This is a genomic window from Yersinia sp. 1652 StPb PI (genome assembly GCF_041538345.1).
In the GTDB taxonomy this organism is placed as follows: domain Bacteria; phylum Pseudomonadota; class Gammaproteobacteria; order Enterobacterales; family Enterobacteriaceae; genus Yersinia; species Yersinia enterocolitica_E.
Genome location: NZ_JAULSM010000002.1, coordinates 1,344,874 through 1,361,868, shown reverse-complemented (window position 1 = coordinate 1,361,868; position 16,995 = coordinate 1,344,874). Strand labels below are relative to the sequence as shown.

The window sequence follows — 16,995 nt, the reverse complement described above, 5'->3', positions numbered from 1 at the left end:
AACCGATATAAACCATACGTTGCCACGAATATTTCGGGCAAGACCTATTGCCGACAGAGTAGAACAACCGTCGTCGATTCAACAGCGATTAATGCAATAGTTAATAAGAATGCAACAGTGACTGTTGGCGAATAATGATGGATAGATAACGCAACTGATACGTTATCATCACGAAGAGAACGGTCCTCTCCAATAATAAAATGGCATAACCACAGGAAGAAAGTGTTATGAAAATTCGTACCTCAATGATTGCACTGAGCCTTACAGCACTGCTTAGCGGCTGCCAGAATATGAATACTGATGGCTTAATGCAGTCAGGCGCACAGGCATTTCAAGCGGCAACCTTGAATGATGCTGATGTAAAAATGCTCAGCGAAAAATCTTGCGCTGAAATGGATCAGAAAGCGCAGATAGCGCCAGCAGACAGTACCTATGCCAAACGGTTGGTGAAAATTTCAGCCGCATTAGGCGATAACATTAATGGTACGCCAGCTAACTATAAAGTGTATGTCACAAAGGATGTGAATGCCTGGGCCATGGCAAATGGTTGTATTCGTGTCTATAGCGGCCTGATGGACATGATGACCGACAATGAAGTGGAAGGTGTACTCGGTCATGAGATGGGCCATGTGGCATTGGGGCATACCCGTAAAGCGATGCAAGTGGCCTATGGCACCACAGCCCTGCGCACCGCAGCCAGTTCCGCGGGCGGGATTGCCGGGCAGTTATCTCAGTCTCAATTAGCAGATATTGGCGAGAAGTTGGTTAACGCTCAATTTTCACAGAAACAAGAAAGCGAAGCGGATGATTACTCATTCGATTTGTTGAAAAAACGCGGTATCGATCCAAATGGTTTAGTCACTAGCTTTGAAAAATTGGCAACCATGGAGGCAGGCCGTACCAGTAGCATGTTTGACGATCATCCATCTTCACAAGCGCGGGCTGATCATATTCGCCAACGTATTGCTGCTGAGAAGTAAATCCCGTCAATTATCACTGTATAACGCCCGTGATTTGGCGGGCGTTAGTCTCTTATTACTAAATATTACCCGCCACTATCTACGTCCAGATTTACCTCAATCTGATCACCTTTAATGCGCACTGGATAGGTTGCTAAATCCCTATCGCCTGGCTCACGCAAGCACTGGCCGGTCCGCACATCAAATAGTGCACCGTGCAGTGGGCATTCAACGGTTTCTCCATCCATAAAACCCTGACTTAGCAACGCATTAGCGTGAGGGCAAATATCCTGCATCGCGAAATACTCACCATCGATGACATAGACGCCAATCCTTTTATCATCAATCTGCGCTGAGAAAGGAAAATCGGGCTTAACGTAATTTACCTTACAAACACTGACCCATCCCATTCAAGCACCTCTCAGATAAGCATCATAAATGACCAATATTAGTGTGGTTGATATTTGGACAATCACCAGTGGCAGGGGCAAACAAAAAGGGCAAACAAAAAGGGCAAACCTGAGTTTGCCCTTAAATAGAGAGATTTATTCCGTTGAGATAGAAGCCGTTAGCCGTTACTCATCTTCGAGATAAGTATAACCGTACAGACCTGCTTCGAACTCTTCCATAAACTGCGCCTGCAACTCGGTATCCAGATCAGTTTCTTTCACCTGATCACGGAATTGGTTCAACAATTTCTCTGGGTTCAACTGAACATATTCCAGCATATCTGCGACGGTATCACCTTCGTCAGTCTGCTCAACTTCAACCGTGCCGTCTGGGAATACATACACATCAACCGCGGCAGTATCGCCAAACAAGTTATGCATATTGCCCAGAATCTCTTGATAGGCACCAACCATAAAGAAGCCCAACAATGGCGGGTTTTCTGCATCATATGGCGGCATCGGCATGGTGGTTGCTACCCCATCACCGTCGATATAATGGTCGATGGTACCGTCTGAGTCACAAGTAATATCCAGCAATACCGCACGGCGCTCTGGTGGTTTATCTAGCCCTTCCAGTGGCAAAACTGGGAATAGCTGATCGATACCCCAGGCATCCGGCATAGATTGGAACAGCGAGAAATTCACGTACAGCTTGTCAGCCATACGTTCTTGCAGCTCATCAATAATTGGCCGGTGTGCACGGTTGCTTGGGTCCAGTTGCTTCTGGATATCATTGCAGATACTCAGATACATCTGTTCTGCCCAAGCGCGTTGTGTCAGATCCAATATACCGTGGGCATATTGGCTATGCACATCATGTAAGTCCATTTGACTGTCGTGTAGCCATTCGCGCAGAGAGCGGCGGTTTTCCGGCTCTTGCATTTCCAGCCAGGTATCCCACAGGCTTATCAGCGCACGAGGTGCATCTTCTTCCGGTGGCTGTGGCTCATTAAATTCATTGCGTTCTACGCCGATCACATTGGAAACCAGCACGGTATGGTGCGCGGTGACTGCGCGGCCCGATTCCGTAATCACGGTAGGATGCGGCAGGCCATGTTCATTACAAGCATCACCGATCCCCCAGATAACGTTGTTGGCATATTCATTCAGGCCATAGTTTACGGAGCAATCGGACTGAGAACGCGTCCCTTCGTAATCCACCCCCAAACCACCACCCACATCGAAGCACTGGATATTGACACCCAGCTTGTGTAATTCCACATAGAAACGTGCGGACTCACGAACCCCGGTGGAGATATCACGGATGTTGGATAGCTGAGAGCCCAAATGGAAATGCAGTAATTGCAGGCTTTCGAGACTATTGGCGTCACGCAGCATATCAACCAATTGCAGCACTTGGGTGGCAGACAAACCAAATTTGGATTTCTCACCACCGCTGGCCTGCCATTTACCGGAACCTTGTGATGCAAGGCGCGCACGAACACCCAGGCGCGGAACCACATTCAAGCGTTCGGCTTCTTCCAATACCATTTTGATTTCTGACATCTTTTCGATGACCAGATAAACCTTATGGCCCAGTTTTTCGCCGATTAATGCCAGACGAATATATTCGCGATCTTTATAACCGTTACAAACGATGACCGAACGGGTCATACCTGCATGGGCCAAAACCGCCATCATTTCAGCTTTAGAGCCAGCTTCCAGTCCCAACGGCTCACCAGAATTGACTAAAGACTCAATAACCCGGCGATGCTGGTTTACTTTAATCGGGTAAACCAGGAAGTAGTCGCCTTCATAGCCAAATGACTCACGCGCACGTTTAAATGCACCGTTAATTGAGCGTAGGCGATGTTGTAAAATTTGTGGGAAACAGAATAGTGCAGGCAGACGTTGCCCCTGCTCAAGCTGCATTCCTTTGACCAGTTGCGCCAGATCGACACGCGCCTCACGAACATCGGGATCAGGGCAAACGCTGATATGACCCAACTCGTTGACGTCATAATAGTTGCCACCCCAATAGGCGACGTTATACGTGCTCAGCATCTTGCTGGCATTACGGTCATTCATGGCAACCTCCTGCATAGAGCGTAAAGAAACATGTGCGCCCGCAGCTACCGGACGGCCAATCAAGTTATCATCAGACATAATTCGCCTCTATTGCGATACTGACGATAAAGTCAGCCACTATCGCAGCTACAACCAGCAAGGACAACCCACGTGGACGCCGAATCGGCAGAATATTACGCTGCAAAGCGCTATCCACAAGTGGTTTATCACTCAGCTATTCATTACCCAAAAGGGTAAAACACGTTTAAATGGAAAATACGTTCGACTGTAAATACGTATTGAGATTTTGTGAATCGGATTAGCCGCAAAGTGGTCAGGCTAGCCGAATTCAGTGCTTCAGGCGGCTGTTAACCTGCCCGCGAATCCTGAGACGCACCCATGTGGGTGTAACATCGCCTTGATGGAGTACAAGAAAGGAAGGTTGCAAAGGGGGATTGAACGTCAGAACGACGTAGCTGTTGATGTGCAGCAACCAGTTGACAACGGATCATTAATCCAACCACCTCCACGCATGCCGCTCAGATTGAACGGACAAGACTTTAAATAAACCCGTCATCTTTCAAGTTACAGGGGAAATAGCTGCATATTGAAATCTATTGGGTATAGACAGATTAAGTAACAGTTTGATGACGCCACTATTTTCGTGCCCATTCACGGTTAAGCACCTGAGTGCAAAACTCTGCAAATGTAACAATGAGCTAATGTCATCCTCTGCCATCTTCATCATTGCATATCAAATAAGCTGCGCGCGCAGTTTATACCTATAACGCGAGCAAAATGCAAAATGAAAATAGCGCGTAACTGTATCAAGCGGTAAATAAATCAAGTGACAACCAAAGCGAGAAATATCTTGATGCAAAAAGGGCTGGCATTAAGAGTAAAAGCTGACCTAAAATAGACGTCCAGATGTTAATACATCCAAACATTTTAATTGCTACAATGCTAAGTATGTGACAAATCATGCAAGGCTTCTAAATTTATATGCCCAAAAAACTTGGCGTTGCGGGTGGGCAGCAGACGAATCAGCCCGATGAGCTTACTCAAATGAGTGGTTCGGAAGACTGCGTGCAGCTAACAACCTGGCAGCTTCAAGTACAAATGGGATCGACTGCTAAAGGCTTTGCCTAAAGAGGCGTTGCAAAACATCAATGCATCAGCATACCTAACTAAACGTAGGTTTCTGTTGTCTGGCACCCAACGCTATGCAGTGACTTTTCACTTGTATTCAAGGTAAAGAAAATAATGGCTAAACACTTATTTACGTCGGAATCTGTCTCTGAAGGGCATCCAGACAAAATCGCTGATCAGATTTCAGATGCGGTACTGGACGCAATTCTTGAGCAAGACCCAAAAGCGCGTGTTGCCTGCGAGACCTATGTCAAAACGGGTATGGTATTAGTTGGCGGTGAAGTTACCACTAACGCATGGGTAGATATCGAAGAGATCACCCGTAAAACCGTGCGCGAAATCGGTTATGTTAATTCTGAGATGGGGTTTGATGCTAACTCTTGCGCCGTTTTAAGTGCGATTGGGAAGCAATCACCTGATATTAATCAGGGGGTTGACCGTTCAGACCCATTAGAACAAGGCGCGGGTGACCAGGGTCTGATGTTCGGCTATGCCACTAACGAAACCGACGTTTTAATGCCTGCACCTATTACCTATGCACACCGTTTGGTAAAGCGTCAGGCTGAAGTGCGTAAAAATGGCACCTTGCCATGGCTGCGCCCGGATGCAAAAAGCCAGATTACCTTCCAGTATGATAACGGCAAGATTGTCGGTATTGATGCGGTTGTTCTGTCGACGCAGCATTCAGAAGATATCAGTCTGAAAGATTTACAAGAAGCGGTGATGGAAGAGATTATCAAGCCGGTTCTACCTGTTGAGTGGCTCACCGCAGCCACCAAATATCATATCAACCCAACAGGCCGTTTCGTTATCGGTGGCCCAATGGGCGACTGTGGTCTGACGGGACGTAAAATCATTGTTGATACCTACGGCGGCATGGCTCGTCATGGTGGCGGTGCATTCTCCGGTAAAGATCCATCCAAGGTTGACCGCTCAGCAGCATATGCTGCCCGTTATGTAGCGAAAAATATTGTTGCGGCTGGCCTGGCTGACCGTTGCGAGATTCAGGTTTCATACGCCATTGGCGTGGCAGAGCCTACTTCCATCATGGTGGAAACATTCGGCACGGGTAAGGTCTCTGAGGATCAATTGATTACCTTGGTACGTGAATTCTTCGAACTGCGCCCTTATGGCCTGATTCAGATGCTGGATCTGCTGCATCCGATCTATCAAGCAACCGCAGCTTATGGTCACTTTGGTCGTGAAGAATTCCCTTGGGAAAAAACCGACAAAGCCGCTTTGTTGCGTGATGCTGCAGGCTTGAAATAAGCTTCAACCGTTAAGCGCTGAACAGCAAAAACCCCGCCTGGCGGGGTTTTTTATATCTAACGAGCACGCTCTAGTAGGCTAAATATTGCCATTCCCGCCACCATCGCGGCGACAAAAACACCTCCTTTGAACATCCCTGCGCCCAGCAATACCAGTGCCGGCCCAGGGCATATCCCCGCCAATCCCCAACCGACGCCAAACAACAGGCTACCGCCAATTAACCGCCGATCAATACGATTAGAGGCTGGCAATTGCAAGGGTTGTCCCAGCAAACTGACTTTACGTTTTTTGGCCCAGGTAAAACCGAGTAGCGCGATAGCCACTGCGGCTGCCATCACCAATGCCAATGACGGGTCCCATAAGCCGCTAATGTCGAGAAAACCTAAGACCTTGGCAGGGTTGGCCATACCTGCAACTATCAAGCCCAAACCAAATATCAGCCCGGCCAACAGCGAGAAAAATAGATTCATATTCTGTTCCTAAGCAAATAGATGGCGAACCAGCCCCACAGTGATAAAGCCGGTAAACATAAAGCTCAATGTCGCCACCAGTGAACGTGGCGAGAAACGAGCTAGCCCACAGACGCCATGCCCACTGGTACATCCGGCACCATAGCGAGTCCCAATTCCTACCAACAATCCGGCTAAAATCAGAGTGGGCAAACCTGCATCAATTTGGATAGCCGGTAACGCGGTAAACAGCGAATAAACCAAAGGTGAAATAACCAAACCAATGATGAATGCCATACGCCAGCCGCGATCCCCTGTTTTTGGCGAAAGTAAGCCCCCCAAAATGCCACTAATACCAGCAATCCGGCCAGTGGCTAACAATAGAAGCGTTACAGCAACGCCCAATACTGCCCCTCCGGCCAGTGCACTGTAAGGGGTAAAGTTAATCCAATCGATAGTCATATTGCCTCCTGCTCTTGTGGGCAATAAAGCTGATAGAGCAGCTCCAGCAGTGCCAAAACTTTACTATCGGCGATTGAGTAAAATATCCGCTTACCGTCGCGGCGAGTGTTCACTAGCCCATCACTACGCAACACACCAAGCTGTTGTGATAACGTTGGTTGATGAATCCCCAATGCGGCTTCTAATTCACCTACCGCTTTTTCTCCCTGGCTCAATTGACACAGTAAGAGCAAACGATCCTCATTTGACAGCACCCGTAATACATCACCAGCCGCTGCTGCCGCTTGCCTCATAAGATCCATGCTGATCGTTTGATGGTTATTCATAAGCCCTTCGGATAACTAGATTTCATTATGTATTTTTATATTATATGTTTTTATATAATAATATACTCAAAATAGTCCTGCCTACTGGCTTGCATCTGCTTATCGACCGTTTTATTCTTCGGCGATATGAGTACACAACGAATCCCAATCGCGTTACAGCAAGCCGTTATGCGCTGCCTGCGCCACAAATTGCAGTTAGCGAATCTACATTTTGGCACCGCCTACTCGGAGCCGAAAATCAATTATCATCAACGCGGCACTAACGCGGGTAGTGCCTATCTGCAATCCTTCGAAATTCGTCTTAACCCTGTATTATTACTGGAAAATCAGCAGGACTTTATCGAGGAAGTGGTGCCGCACGAACTGGCTCACTTGCTGGTTTATCGCCAATTTGGCCGGGTTGCTCCCCATGGTAAAGAGTGGCGCTGGATGATGGAGCAGGTATTGCAAGTCCCCGCCAGCCGCACCCACCAGTTTGAGGTCGCCTCGGTGCGCAGTAAGACCTTCAATTATCAGTGCAAATGCCAGCAACATGCTTTAACCATTCGCCGCCACAATAAAGTACAGCGCGGCGAGAGCGAATATCGCTGCCGCCACTGTGGTGAAAAGCTGCAATTTAGCGCGCTAAAGAGCTGTTAGGAATTGGTGTTACTTGTTATAAAACAGCATGTTAATTTGCTATCCATCAGTATTATCTATAACCTGCCTGCTTTTCATCATCGGGCTGTTTTGAGATATGTTACGCAATATTCTATTCTTGCTGGTTTTATCCTCCTCGTTGCTTCCTCTGGTCAGTCACAGTCAAAGCATTAATAACTTTTCTCAAGCCAAAGCGGTCGCTGTAAAAATTAATCAGGGTGCACCCGGCAGTTTTTACTGCGGATGCAAAATTGATTGGCAAGGTAAGAAAGGTATTCCTGACCTGAAAAGTTGCGGCTATCAACCAAGAAAAAACGCCCAGCGAGCAGCAAGGATTGAGTGGGAGCATGTAGTTCCGGCTTGGCAATTTGGCCACCAGCGCCAATGCTGGCAACAAGGTGGCCGCAAAAACTGCACTAAAGATCCCATCTATCGCCAAATAGAAACTGATCTGCATAATCTGCAACCGGCTATTGGCGAAGTGAATGGTGACCGCAATAACTTCATGTATTCCCAATGGAATGGCGGCCAGGGCCAATACGGTCAATGTGATATGAAAATTGATTTTAAAAATAAACTGGCAGAGCCGCCAGTGCGTGCTCGCGGAGCAATTGCCCGCACCTATTTTTATATGCGCGATCAATATCAACTGCGGCTTTCCAGCCAACAAAGCAAGCTGTTTGAGGTCTGGAACCGCCAGTACCCTGTCACCAACTGGGAATGCCAGCGTGATGAGCGGATAGCGAAAGCTCAGGGTAATCATAACCCTTATGTACAACGGGCTTGCCAGCAGCAAAAAGGCTAATCTAGTATATGGGCTGATACTTCCCTGCCTCTGGTCTCCTTAGGCACTTATTTATTTCGCGTGGCACCACTCGCTGCGCGGTATGTTTTCGTTTCAGGACTTAGAGCAACCCATGCGCATACCCCGCATTTATCATCCACAGCCTTTGCAGGCGAATACCGAACTGGCGTTGAGCGATGAGGCAGCCAATCATGTAGGCCGCGTGCTCCGTATGGTTGAGGGGCAAAGCCTGCAACTATTTGATGGTAGCAATCAGGTCTTCGCTGCCGAAATTGTCCGCTCAGATAAAAAGAATCTGCGGGTTCGGCTTGGTGAAGGGCAATTGGAAGACCGTGAATCACCACTGAGCTTACATTTGGGTCAGGTGATCTCCCGGGGCGAGAAAATGGAATTTACCGTGCAGAAATCGATTGAGCTGGGTGTCAATGTGATTACTCCGCTGTTTTCTGAACGTTGTGGGGTTAAGCTCGATGGCGAGCGTTTAGTGAAGAAACTCCAGCAGTGGCAGAAAATTGCTATCGCTGCCTGCGAGCAGTGTGGCCGCAATAGGATCCCGGAAATCCGCAACGCCATGCAACTATCAGACTGGTGTGCTGAGCAGGATGATAGCCTGAAACTGAATCTGCATCCGCGCGCCAGTAATAGCATCAATACCCTTCCCCCGACGCTCAATAAAGTGCGTTTGTTGATTGGCCCGGAGGGCGGCCTCTCTGCCGATGAAATTGCCATGACCTCGCGCCTTGGATTTACTGATATCCTGCTAGGCCCACGAGTTCTACGTACCGAAACTACAGCTCTTACCGCAATCACTGCTTTACAAGTGCGGTTTGGTGATCTGGGATAAAATTCGTTCCCATTAGGAGAGAAGAATGATCAAGCTCGGCATCGTAATGGACCCAATCTCGTCCATTAATATCAAGAAAGACTCCAGCTTCGCCATGCTATTGGAAGCACAGCGCCGTGGTTGGGAACTGCATTACATGGAGATGGGCGACCTGTACTTACAGGGTGGTGAAGGCCGAGCTAGTACCCGTCTACTCAGCGTAAAACAGGATAAAGAGAGTTGGTTCAGCTTCGGCGCTGAACAGGATATCCCCCTGCACGACCTTGATGTCATCCTGATGCGCAAAGATCCGCCGTTTGATACTGAATTCATCTACGCCACCTATATTCTGGAGCGCGCAGAAGATAAGGGCACACTGGTAGTGAACAAGCCGCAGAGCCTGCGTGACTGTAATGAGAAGCTGTTTACCGCCTGGTTCCCTGAATTAACGCCGGATACTCTGGTCAGCCGCAATAAAGACCGCATTCGTAAATTCCATCAAAAACACGGTGATATCATTCTGAAACCGCTGGATGGTATGGGGGGGACCTCAATCTTCCGTGTGAAACAAGATGATCCTAACTTGTCGGTGATTATTGAAACTCTGACCGAATTGGGCAGCCGATTCTGCATGGCACAGAACTTCCTGCCAGCCATCAAAGAAGGCGATAAACGGGTCTTGGTGGTTGACGGCGAGCCGGTGCCTTACTGCCTGGCACGTATCCCGGCGCAAGGTGAAACCCGGGGTAATCTGGCAGCCGGCGGCCGAGGCGAAGCCCGTCCACTCAGTGAGAGCGACTGGGCGATTGCCCGCGCTGTCGCACCGGTACTGAAGCAGAAAGGCTTAATTTTCGTCGGGTTAGATATTATCGGCGATCGTCTGACTGAAATTAATGTCACCAGTCCGACCTGCATCCGTGAAATTGAAGCTGCCTTCCCGGATGTGTCCATTACCAAAATGCTGATGGATGCAATTGAAGCGCGGTTAGCTAATAAATAAACTCGATACCCTCCCCAAAGTCATTGGAGTTGCAGGTAGGCGATAAGAGAGTAACAAATCGGTCGGGAACCGATTTGAACAGCATTTATGCAAGCCCGCAGGGTGAGCCTCAAGGATGAGGCTCATTAATCCCGATGAGCTTACGCAGTCAAGTGATTCGGGTGCATGAACGTAGCCAACACCCCTGCGGCTTCAAGGACGAAGGGTCCCCCCAAAGTCATTGGAGTTGCAGGTAGGCGGCAAGAGAGTAAATCCCGATGAGCTTACTCAAGTAAGTGATTCGGGTGCATGAACGTAGCCAACACCCCTGCGGCTTCAAGGACGAAGGGGATCCGTGACTTTATTGGCATTTATCCGCATACTGACAAAAGTTCACCCCTTAACTCAGCGAATCCCCTATATAACATAATGAATTTACAGCATCATTTTCTTATCGCTATGCCTTCACTTCAGGACCCCCTATTTATGCGCTCGGTTATTTACATCTGCGAGCATAACCAAGAGGGCGCAATGGGCTTAGTGATAAACAAACCTATGGAACAGTTCACGGTAGAAACTGTGCTGGAAAAACTGAAAATCAGCCCTTCACCACGGGATCCGGCGATACGTCTGGATAAACCGGTATTAACCGGTGGGCCACTGGCAGAGGATCGGGGATTTATCCTACATTCACCACGGGAAGGATTCGGCTCCAGTATTCCTATCTCAGCCGATACGATGATAACCACCTCCAAAGATGTACTGGAGACCCTAGGGACGCCAGAACAACCTAAAAATCTACTGGTGGCATTGGGTTATGCAGGCTGGCAAAAAGGGCAACTAGAGCAGGAATTGCTGGATAACACCTGGTTGACGATTGAGGCTGATACTAACATTCTGTTCCACACGCCAATTGTAGAACGTTGGCAAGCTGCGGCCAACAAGTTGGGTATCAATATCTTTAATATTGCTCCGCAAGCAGGACACGCCTAATGGCTAATCGCACGATTGTTGCCTTTGATTTTGGGACTAAAAGTATCGGCGTAGCTATTGGCCAAGAAGTGACCGGCACTGCCCGCGCGCTAACGTCATTTAAAGCGCAGGATGGCACGCCAGACTGGCAGAAAGTCGAAAAACTGCTGAAAGAGTGGCAACCTGATTTAGTGGTTGTCGGGCTGCCGCTGAATATGGATGGCACCGAGCAACCCCTAACTACCCGCGCGCGCAGGTTTGCCAACCGCTTACATGGCCGCTTTGGTGTACAAATAGCCTTACAGGATGAACGCCTCAGCACCGTAGAAGCCCGCGCCAACTTATTTGACAGTGGCGGCTACCGTGCTTTGGATAAAGGCAGTGTCGATGCGGCATCTGCGGTCATTATTCTGGAAAGTTGGTTTGATGAACAGGCTGGCTGAATAGGTTTTTATTCAGCTTCAGATACGGTTACCCAGATTATGTTTCCACCGTCTGGTTTGGCAATCCCCCGCATATCGTGACACCTGTACCCACAGGATTGTATACTGAACCTATGCCAATCAGCGGCTCAAATATTGCACACCCCATGCGGGTGTTTTTTACATTTATTGAGGTTTTCTCATGACTAAAGTGACTGTTGCTGCGACTCAAATGGCTTGCTCTTGGGACCTGCCTAAGAACATTGAAAATGCCGAGAAACTGGTACGTCAAGCGCATGCCAAAGGTGCACAGATTATCCTGATTCAGGAGCTGTTTGCCGCACCTTATTTCTGTATTGATCAAAGCCCGGAACACTATGCACTGGCCCAAGAGCTGGATAGTAGCCCGTTAATTAAGCACTTCGCCAAGCTGGCAGCCGAGCTGGAAGTGGTGTTACCGCTGAGCTTCTTTGAGAAAGCCAACAATGCTTATTATAACTCGCTGGTTATGATTGATGCTGATGGCTCGGTGTTAGATGTATACCGTAAGACCCATATTCCTAACGGCCCGGCTTATCAGGAAAAACAATTCTTTATTCCAGGCGATACCGGTTTTAAAGTCTGGCAAACCCGTTATGCCAAAGTAGGCGTTGGCATCTGTTGGGATCAGTGGTTCCCGGAAACGGCCCGTAGTCTGGCACTGCTTGGTGCGGAAATCATCTTCTACCCGACCGCGATTGGTTCTGAACCGGCCTATCCTGAAATCGATAGCCAACCACACTGGACCCGCGTACAGCAGGGCCACGCCGCTGCAAACCTGGTGCCCGTAATTGCATCTAACCGTATCGGTACCGAGAAAAGTAAATTTATAGCGGGCCTGGAAATGACCTTCTACGGATCCTCGTTCATTGCTGACCAGACTGGCGCTCTGCTGGCTCAGGCCAACAAAACGGATGAGGCTGTTTTGGTACATGAATTTGATTTACAAGAAATCGCTGCCCAGCGCGCTTCATGGGGCTTGTTCCGCGATCGCCGCCCAGAAATGTATCAAGCTTTAGCCACTTCTGACGGCAAGACCCGGAGATAATTTATGTCTGCACAAGATGCGATTTTACAAGCTTCAGCTTCACAAGCCCTGCCCGGCACACCGCAGCAGGATGGCTTCTTTATGCCTGCCGAGTGGGCAAAGCAGGATGCGGTCTGGATGCTGTGGCCATATCGTCAAGATAACTGGCGTGGCAAGGGGACTCCCGCTCAGCAGACGTTTGCCAAAGTCGCTGAGGCCATCAGCGGTACAACCCCCGTATTTATGGGCGTGCCAGCTGAATTTATGGCTCAGGCTAAAGCAACCCTACCTGCTAACGTAACATTGGTCGAAATGGCCAGTGATGATGCCTGGATGCGTGACACCGGCCCGACGATGGTGATTAACGGTAGCGGTGAACGCCGCGCTGTGGATTGGCAGTTCAACGCATGGGGCGGCCTTAACGGTGGCCTGTATGCCAACTGGCAACAAGATGAGAAAGTTGCCGTTCAAGTGAGTGACTTCCTGCATAACGCCCATTACAGCGCCCCACTGGTATTAGAAGGTGGTTCGATTCATACCGATGGTGAAGGCACTCTGCTAACCACCGCTGAATGTTTGCTGAATCCAAACCGCAATCCGCATCTGAATCAAGTGCAGATTGAACAGTTATTGCGTGAATACCTGGGTGTTACACACTTCATCTGGTTGCAAGATGGCGTCTATAACGATGAAACTGATGGTCATATCGACAATATGTGCTGTTTTGTTCGCCCGGGTGAAGTTGCCCTACATTGGACCGACGATCAACAGGATCCACAGTACGCACGATCAGTTGCTGCTTTTGATGTGTTATCCAATGCGGTTGATGCCAAAGGCCGCAAGCTAAAAATCTGGAAACTACCAGCTCCCGGCCCGCTGTATAACACCGAAGAAGAGACTTTCGATGTGCTATCCAGCGATGCGGTTCCCCGTACCGCTGGTGAACGACTGGCTGGCTCTTACGTCAACTTTTTGATCAGTAACCAACAAATTATTTACCCGTTGTTAGATGATCGTACCGATGGCGTGGCGCAAGATCTGTTGCAGCAGATGTTCCCAGACTTTGTTATTACCGGTGTTCCCGCCCGCGAGATCCTGCTCGGTGGGGGGAATATTCACTGTATTACTCAGCAGATCCCGTCAGCATAATTACCCTTCTTACTTGGAGCCGTGGCAGTGTTAGCGGCTCTCATTCACCCGAATCACTTACAGATGGGGTTTATTCGTTTGCTGCCTTGCCACAACCCCAATTACTTTGGGTAACTTCTTCCTACCTGGAGCCGTGGCAGTGTTAGCGGCTCTCATTCACCCGAATCACTTACTGTTGGTTAGCGGCGCTATGTTAATTGACTAACATTATGCTCTGCCAATATCCCCTGCTTCTCCCGCTGTACCATCCCTTGCTCAAAGGTTTGCATCCCCGATTGCGCACCAGCTTGTATCACATTCGGGAGCTGATAGGATTTACCTTCACGAATCAAATGGCTGACGGCAGTGGTTTGTATCAGAATTTCAAAAACGGCAATGCGCCCACCGGCTGTTTTATTACATAACTTTTGTGCGATAACCGCACGTAAGCTCGCTGCCAATTGTGCCTGAATAGTGGCTTTCTCTGCCGCAGGGAAAACATCAACCAGCCGATCAATTGCCTGTGTGGCTGTACGAGTATGTAGCGTAGCCAGCACCAAATGCCCCGTTTCAGCGGCAGTCAGAGCTAAACGAATCGTATCCAGATCACGTAACTCACCCAACAAAATGATATCGGGATCCTGACGCAATGCTCCAGTTAAGGCATGACTAAAAGATTGGGTATGGCTCCCCAGCTCCCGTTGCTGGATCAAACATGAAAGACTGCTATGAATAAACTCAATCGGATCTTCAAGCGTAATGATATGACGAGCCTGATGCTGATTGATGGCACTGATCATCGCGCTTAATGTCGTGGACTTACCACTGCCTGTCGCACCGGTAACCAGAATCAACCCATTATCTTGCTCAACGAGTTGGTGAATAATCGGTGGGACATCCAACTCCTCTAGTGATGGGCATGCCGCAGAGATAATACGAAAAGCTACCGATTGCCCCTGCTGTTGCTGAAAAATATTAGCCCGTAGCCGTTGTCCACTAATTGTCGTATAAGCACAATCCACCTGCCCCATTTCCCGCAATCGGCGATGCTGCGCCTCGCTTAATAAGTGCCGACTGAGCTTATTGAGCCAGTTGACACTCACCCGTGGCCAGTGAGTGAAGGTTTTCAGTACGCCGTCAATACGTAATACCGGGTGATAACCGGTACAAAGGTGCAGATCCGATGCGTTATGATTTACACTAGCCGCCACCTTATTTGCGAAGTCCTGTTCATCAAAGCCATCATCGGTATGTTCGGGGCTTTCTAAGTCAATGCATTTAGCTGTGCCATCGCTAAATACAGGGTTATCCTGGTCTGTGTTTTTATCATCCAGACTGGTGAAATCCATATCAAACTCCTGGGTCCATATGAGCACAATTGAGCAGAATCTACAGGATGTCAGAGCGCGGATCGCAACAGTTGCACACAATTGCGCACGCTCTCCAGAAGAAGTGACATTGCTTGCAGTTAGTAAAACCAAACCTGTGAGCGCTATCGAAGAAGCCATCGTGGCAGGGCAATATGCTTTTGGTGAAAACTATGTGCAGGAAGGGGTAGATAAAATCCACTACTTTGCCAATAGCGCCGATCTTGAATGGCACTTTATTGGCCCGCTGCAATCCAATAAAAGCCGGTTAGTGGCAGAAAATTTTGCCTGGTGTCATACCGTTGATCGGCTGAAGATAGCCCAGCGCCTAAGCACTCAGCGCCCAGCTGCAATGCCCGCACTGAACGTACTGATTCAGGTCAATATCAGTGATGAACAAAGTAAATCCGGGATTGCCTTAACAGAGCTACCCGCATTAGCAGCCAGTATTAGTGAGCTGCCTAACCTGAATTTACGCGGATTGATGGCTATTCCGGCACCGGAAAGCGATTATCCGCGACAACTGGCGGTATTTGAGCAAATGCATCAGGCTTTCTTGACTTTAAAAGCCAGCTACCCTCAGATGGATACGCTTTCTATGGGCATGACAGATGATATGGCAGCCGCTATTAGTGCCGGAAGTACATTAGTGCGTATTGGTACCGCCATTTTTGGTACCCGCGCTTAACCCCCAGAGTCATTAGCGTCAGAGCCGCTAATGTTAATTAACACCTTCGGGCTGCGGCTTTAAGTACCAAGGGCATAGGAGAAATTGATGCAACATCGCAACATAACATTCATTGGCGCTGGCAATATGGCTCGCGCAATTATTGCAGGGTTGGTTGCCGGTGGTTATCCCGCTAAAATGATCAGCGTTTGCGCACCTTCAGCTAAAAATCGTGATGCTCTGGCCGCTGAATTTGGTGTCATCAGTAGTGATGATAATAACGCTCAAGCACAAAAGGCTGGGGTGATCGTCTTAGCGGTTAAACCTCAATTAATGGCCGATGTATGTCAGGCATTGCGAGATAATGTCGATTTCACCGGCAAACTGGTACTTTCCATTGCTGCGGGTATTCAGGTTGCACGTTTCTATGCGCTATTGGGGGATAAACTCAATTTGGTGCGTATTATGCCTAATACCCCATCTCTGGTGGGTAAAGGGATGAGCGGCCTATATGCACCAGAGCAGGTTTCACAGGACGATCGTAACTTTACCGCCTCGCTGATGAGCTCAGTAGGAAAAGTCTGTTGGGTGAATGATGAAAACGGCATCAACAACGTTATTGCCGCAGCAGGCAGTGCACCGGCCTATTTCTTCCTGTTTATGGAAGCAATGCAACAGGAAGCCGAACGGTTAGGTTTTGATAGTGAAACCGCACGCCTACTGGTGCAACAAGCCGCCTCTGGAGCGACTGCACTCGTGGAAGCTAACCCGCAATTGCCACTTTCGACACTACGTGAACAGGTGACCTCGAAAGGAGGGACGACGGCCGAGGCAATTAGGGTATTTAACGAGCAGCATTTACCAGAAACTGTTGCCAGCGCCATGCAAGCCGCTATCAAACGGGCGAAAGAAATGGAAAAGCTGTTCTAACTACGACAAAATTTACAAAATCCGACACTACCCTTATTGCTTTCTCGTTAAGATAGGGGCTTATAAAGTACGCTGATAGATTCTCTATTTGTGTATATCCAATATTAAGGATAAGGACTAAAGCAAC

The 16,995-nt window shown here is 48.7% G+C and carries 18 protein-coding genes; 12 read left to right on the top strand and 6 right to left on the bottom strand.

Annotation, left to right across the window (positions count from 1 at the left end):
• The first annotated feature begins 227 nt into the window (after positions 1–227).
• A complete protein-coding gene (locus tag Q2T71_RS22660; RefSeq protein WP_372560641.1) occupies positions 228–980 on the top strand; it encodes a M48 family metallopeptidase in 753 nt (250 codons plus the stop codon).
• Between the two features lie 65 nt (positions 981–1,045).
• Here Q2T71_RS22660 and Q2T71_RS22655 read toward each other — a convergent pair whose 3' ends face one another.
• Entirely contained in the window at positions 1,046–1,369 is a 324-nt protein-coding gene (locus tag Q2T71_RS22655; protein WP_372560640.1) for a non-heme iron oxygenase ferredoxin subunit, read from the bottom strand.
• 165 nt (positions 1,370–1,534) lie between these two features.
• Positions 1,535–3,514 (bottom strand): biosynthetic arginine decarboxylase, encoded by a 1,980-nt coding sequence (gene speA, locus Q2T71_RS22650; RefSeq protein ID WP_372560639.1) that lies wholly within the window; start codon positions 3,512–3,514, stop codon positions 1,535–1,537.
• Between the two features lie 1,164 nt (positions 3,515–4,678).
• On the opposite strand from speA, the gene metK reads away from it, so the two are divergent.
• Complete coding sequence (gene metK / locus Q2T71_RS22645) at positions 4,679–5,833, top strand: methionine adenosyltransferase (RefSeq protein ID WP_372560638.1); 1,155 nt, start codon at positions 4,679–4,681, stop codon at positions 5,831–5,833.
• A 56-nt stretch (positions 5,834–5,889) separates the two neighbouring features.
• Here the strand turns inward: metK and Q2T71_RS22640 are convergent, their stop codons facing one another.
• Genes Q2T71_RS22640 through Q2T71_RS22630 form a run of 3 tightly spaced genes read right to left on the bottom strand, consistent with a single transcriptional unit; the run spans position 5,890 to position 7,070 of the window.
• Complete coding sequence (locus Q2T71_RS22640; RefSeq protein WP_372560637.1) at positions 5,890–6,303, bottom strand: DUF6691 family protein; 414 nt, start codon at positions 6,301–6,303, stop codon at positions 5,890–5,892.
• Positions 6,304–6,312: 9 nt separating this feature from the next.
• Positions 6,313–6,744 (bottom strand): YeeE/YedE family protein, encoded by a 432-nt coding sequence (locus Q2T71_RS22635; protein ID WP_372560636.1) that lies wholly within the window; start codon positions 6,742–6,744, stop codon positions 6,313–6,315.
• Positions 6,741–7,070: a metalloregulator ArsR/SmtB family transcription factor gene (locus tag Q2T71_RS22630; protein WP_372560635.1), complete on the bottom strand. Its 330-nt coding sequence runs from the start codon at positions 7,068–7,070 to the stop codon at positions 6,741–6,743. Before Q2T71_RS22630 ends, Q2T71_RS22635 begins: the two co-directional genes overlap by 4 nt.
• A gap of 126 nt (positions 7,071–7,196) precedes the next feature.
• Between Q2T71_RS22630 and Q2T71_RS22625 the strand changes: the two genes are divergently transcribed.
• From Q2T71_RS22625 to aguA, 8 genes are all read left to right on the top strand, one after another.
• A complete protein-coding gene (locus tag Q2T71_RS22625; protein ID WP_372560634.1) occupies positions 7,197–7,709 on the top strand; it encodes a SprT family zinc-dependent metalloprotease in 513 nt (170 codons plus the stop codon).
• Positions 7,710–7,806: 97 nt separating this feature from the next.
• Positions 7,807–8,514 (top strand): deoxyribonuclease I, encoded by a 708-nt coding sequence (gene endA / locus Q2T71_RS22620; RefSeq protein ID WP_372560633.1) that lies wholly within the window; start codon positions 7,807–7,809, stop codon positions 8,512–8,514.
• 112 nt (positions 8,515–8,626) lie between these two features.
• The gene (gene rsmE, locus Q2T71_RS22615; RefSeq protein ID WP_372560632.1) at positions 8,627–9,358 is read left to right on the top strand and encodes a 16S rRNA (uracil(1498)-N(3))-methyltransferase; all 732 of its coding nucleotides are present in this window, start codon (positions 8,627–8,629) and stop codon (positions 9,356–9,358) included.
• Positions 9,359–9,383: 25 nt separating this feature from the next.
• Complete coding sequence (gene gshB / locus Q2T71_RS22610) at positions 9,384–10,337, top strand: glutathione synthase (RefSeq protein WP_372560631.1); 954 nt, start codon at positions 9,384–9,386, stop codon at positions 10,335–10,337.
• A 408-nt stretch (positions 10,338–10,745) separates the two neighbouring features.
• A complete protein-coding gene (locus Q2T71_RS22605) occupies positions 10,746–11,309 on the top strand; it encodes a YqgE/AlgH family protein (RefSeq protein WP_372560705.1) in 564 nt (187 codons plus the stop codon).
• The gene (gene ruvX, locus Q2T71_RS22600) at positions 11,309–11,731 is read left to right on the top strand and encodes a Holliday junction resolvase RuvX (protein ID WP_083162693.1); all 423 of its coding nucleotides are present in this window, start codon (positions 11,309–11,311) and stop codon (positions 11,729–11,731) included. Before Q2T71_RS22605 ends, ruvX begins: the two co-directional genes overlap by 1 nt.
• A 181-nt stretch (positions 11,732–11,912) precedes the next feature.
• Positions 11,913–12,797 (top strand): N-carbamoylputrescine amidase, encoded by an 885-nt coding sequence (aguB, locus tag Q2T71_RS22595; protein WP_083162691.1) that lies wholly within the window; start codon positions 11,913–11,915, stop codon positions 12,795–12,797.
• A gap of 3 nt (positions 12,798–12,800) precedes the next feature.
• A complete protein-coding gene (gene aguA, locus Q2T71_RS22590) occupies positions 12,801–13,925 on the top strand; it encodes an agmatine deiminase (RefSeq protein WP_372560630.1) in 1,125 nt (374 codons plus the stop codon).
• A gap of 188 nt (positions 13,926–14,113) precedes the next feature.
• Here the strand turns inward: aguA and Q2T71_RS22585 are convergent, their stop codons facing one another.
• The gene (locus Q2T71_RS22585) at positions 14,114–15,253 is read right to left on the bottom strand and encodes a type IV pilus twitching motility protein PilT (RefSeq protein WP_372560629.1); all 1,140 of its coding nucleotides are present in this window, start codon (positions 15,251–15,253) and stop codon (positions 14,114–14,116) included.
• A 19-nt stretch (positions 15,254–15,272) separates the two neighbouring features.
• On the opposite strand from Q2T71_RS22585, the gene Q2T71_RS22580 reads away from it, so the two are divergent.
• Both Q2T71_RS22580 and proC read left to right on the top strand, forming a co-directional pair.
• On the top strand, positions 15,273–15,959 hold the full coding sequence (locus Q2T71_RS22580) for a YggS family pyridoxal phosphate-dependent enzyme (protein WP_372560628.1): 687 nt from the start codon (positions 15,273–15,275) through the stop codon (positions 15,957–15,959).
• Between the two features lie 87 nt (positions 15,960–16,046).
• Positions 16,047–16,868 carry a pyrroline-5-carboxylate reductase gene (proC, locus tag Q2T71_RS22575; protein WP_372560627.1) on the top strand — a complete coding sequence of 274 codons (822 nt, stop codon included), beginning with the start codon at positions 16,047–16,049 and terminating at the stop codon, positions 16,866–16,868.
• Positions 16,869–16,995 lie beyond the last annotated feature (127 nt).

What these genes read in the sequence shown, in the direction of transcription:
- Q2T71_RS22660 (WP_372560641.1), top strand. Translation starts at nt 228, where the DNA reads ATGAAAATTCGTACCTCAATGATTGCACTGAGCCTTACAGCACTGCTT.
- Q2T71_RS22655 (WP_372560640.1), bottom strand. Translation starts at nt 1,369, where the DNA reads ATGGGATGGGTCAGTGTTTGTAAGGTAAATTACGTTAAGCCCGATTTT.
- speA (WP_372560639.1), bottom strand. Translation starts at nt 3,514, where the DNA reads ATGTCTGATGATAACTTGATTGGCCGTCCGGTAGCTGCGGGCGCACAT.
- metK (WP_372560638.1), top strand. Translation starts at nt 4,679, where the DNA reads ATGGCTAAACACTTATTTACGTCGGAATCTGTCTCTGAAGGGCATCCA.
- Q2T71_RS22640 (WP_372560637.1), bottom strand. Translation starts at nt 6,303, where the DNA reads ATGAATCTATTTTTCTCGCTGTTGGCCGGGCTGATATTTGGTTTGGGC.
- Q2T71_RS22635 (WP_372560636.1), bottom strand. Translation starts at nt 6,744, where the DNA reads ATGACTATCGATTGGATTAACTTTACCCCTTACAGTGCACTGGCCGGA.
- Q2T71_RS22630 (WP_372560635.1), bottom strand. Translation starts at nt 7,070, where the DNA reads ATGAATAACCATCAAACGATCAGCATGGATCTTATGAGGCAAGCGGCA.
- Q2T71_RS22625 (WP_372560634.1), top strand. Translation starts at nt 7,197, where the DNA reads ATGAGTACACAACGAATCCCAATCGCGTTACAGCAAGCCGTTATGCGC.
- endA (WP_372560633.1), top strand. Translation starts at nt 7,807, where the DNA reads ATGTTACGCAATATTCTATTCTTGCTGGTTTTATCCTCCTCGTTGCTT.
- rsmE (WP_372560632.1), top strand. Translation starts at nt 8,627, where the DNA reads ATGCGCATACCCCGCATTTATCATCCACAGCCTTTGCAGGCGAATACC.
- gshB (WP_372560631.1), top strand. Translation starts at nt 9,384, where the DNA reads ATGATCAAGCTCGGCATCGTAATGGACCCAATCTCGTCCATTAATATC.
- Q2T71_RS22605 (WP_372560705.1), top strand. Translation starts at nt 10,746, where the DNA reads ATGAATTTACAGCATCATTTTCTTATCGCTATGCCTTCACTTCAGGAC.
- ruvX (WP_083162693.1), top strand. Translation starts at nt 11,309, where the DNA reads ATGGCTAATCGCACGATTGTTGCCTTTGATTTTGGGACTAAAAGTATC.
- aguB (WP_083162691.1), top strand. Translation starts at nt 11,913, where the DNA reads ATGACTAAAGTGACTGTTGCTGCGACTCAAATGGCTTGCTCTTGGGAC.
- aguA (WP_372560630.1), top strand. Translation starts at nt 12,801, where the DNA reads ATGTCTGCACAAGATGCGATTTTACAAGCTTCAGCTTCACAAGCCCTG.
- Q2T71_RS22585 (WP_372560629.1), bottom strand. Translation starts at nt 15,253, where the DNA reads ATGGATTTCACCAGTCTGGATGATAAAAACACAGACCAGGATAACCCT.
- Q2T71_RS22580 (WP_372560628.1), top strand. Translation starts at nt 15,273, where the DNA reads ATGAGCACAATTGAGCAGAATCTACAGGATGTCAGAGCGCGGATCGCA.
- proC (WP_372560627.1), top strand. Translation starts at nt 16,047, where the DNA reads ATGCAACATCGCAACATAACATTCATTGGCGCTGGCAATATGGCTCGC.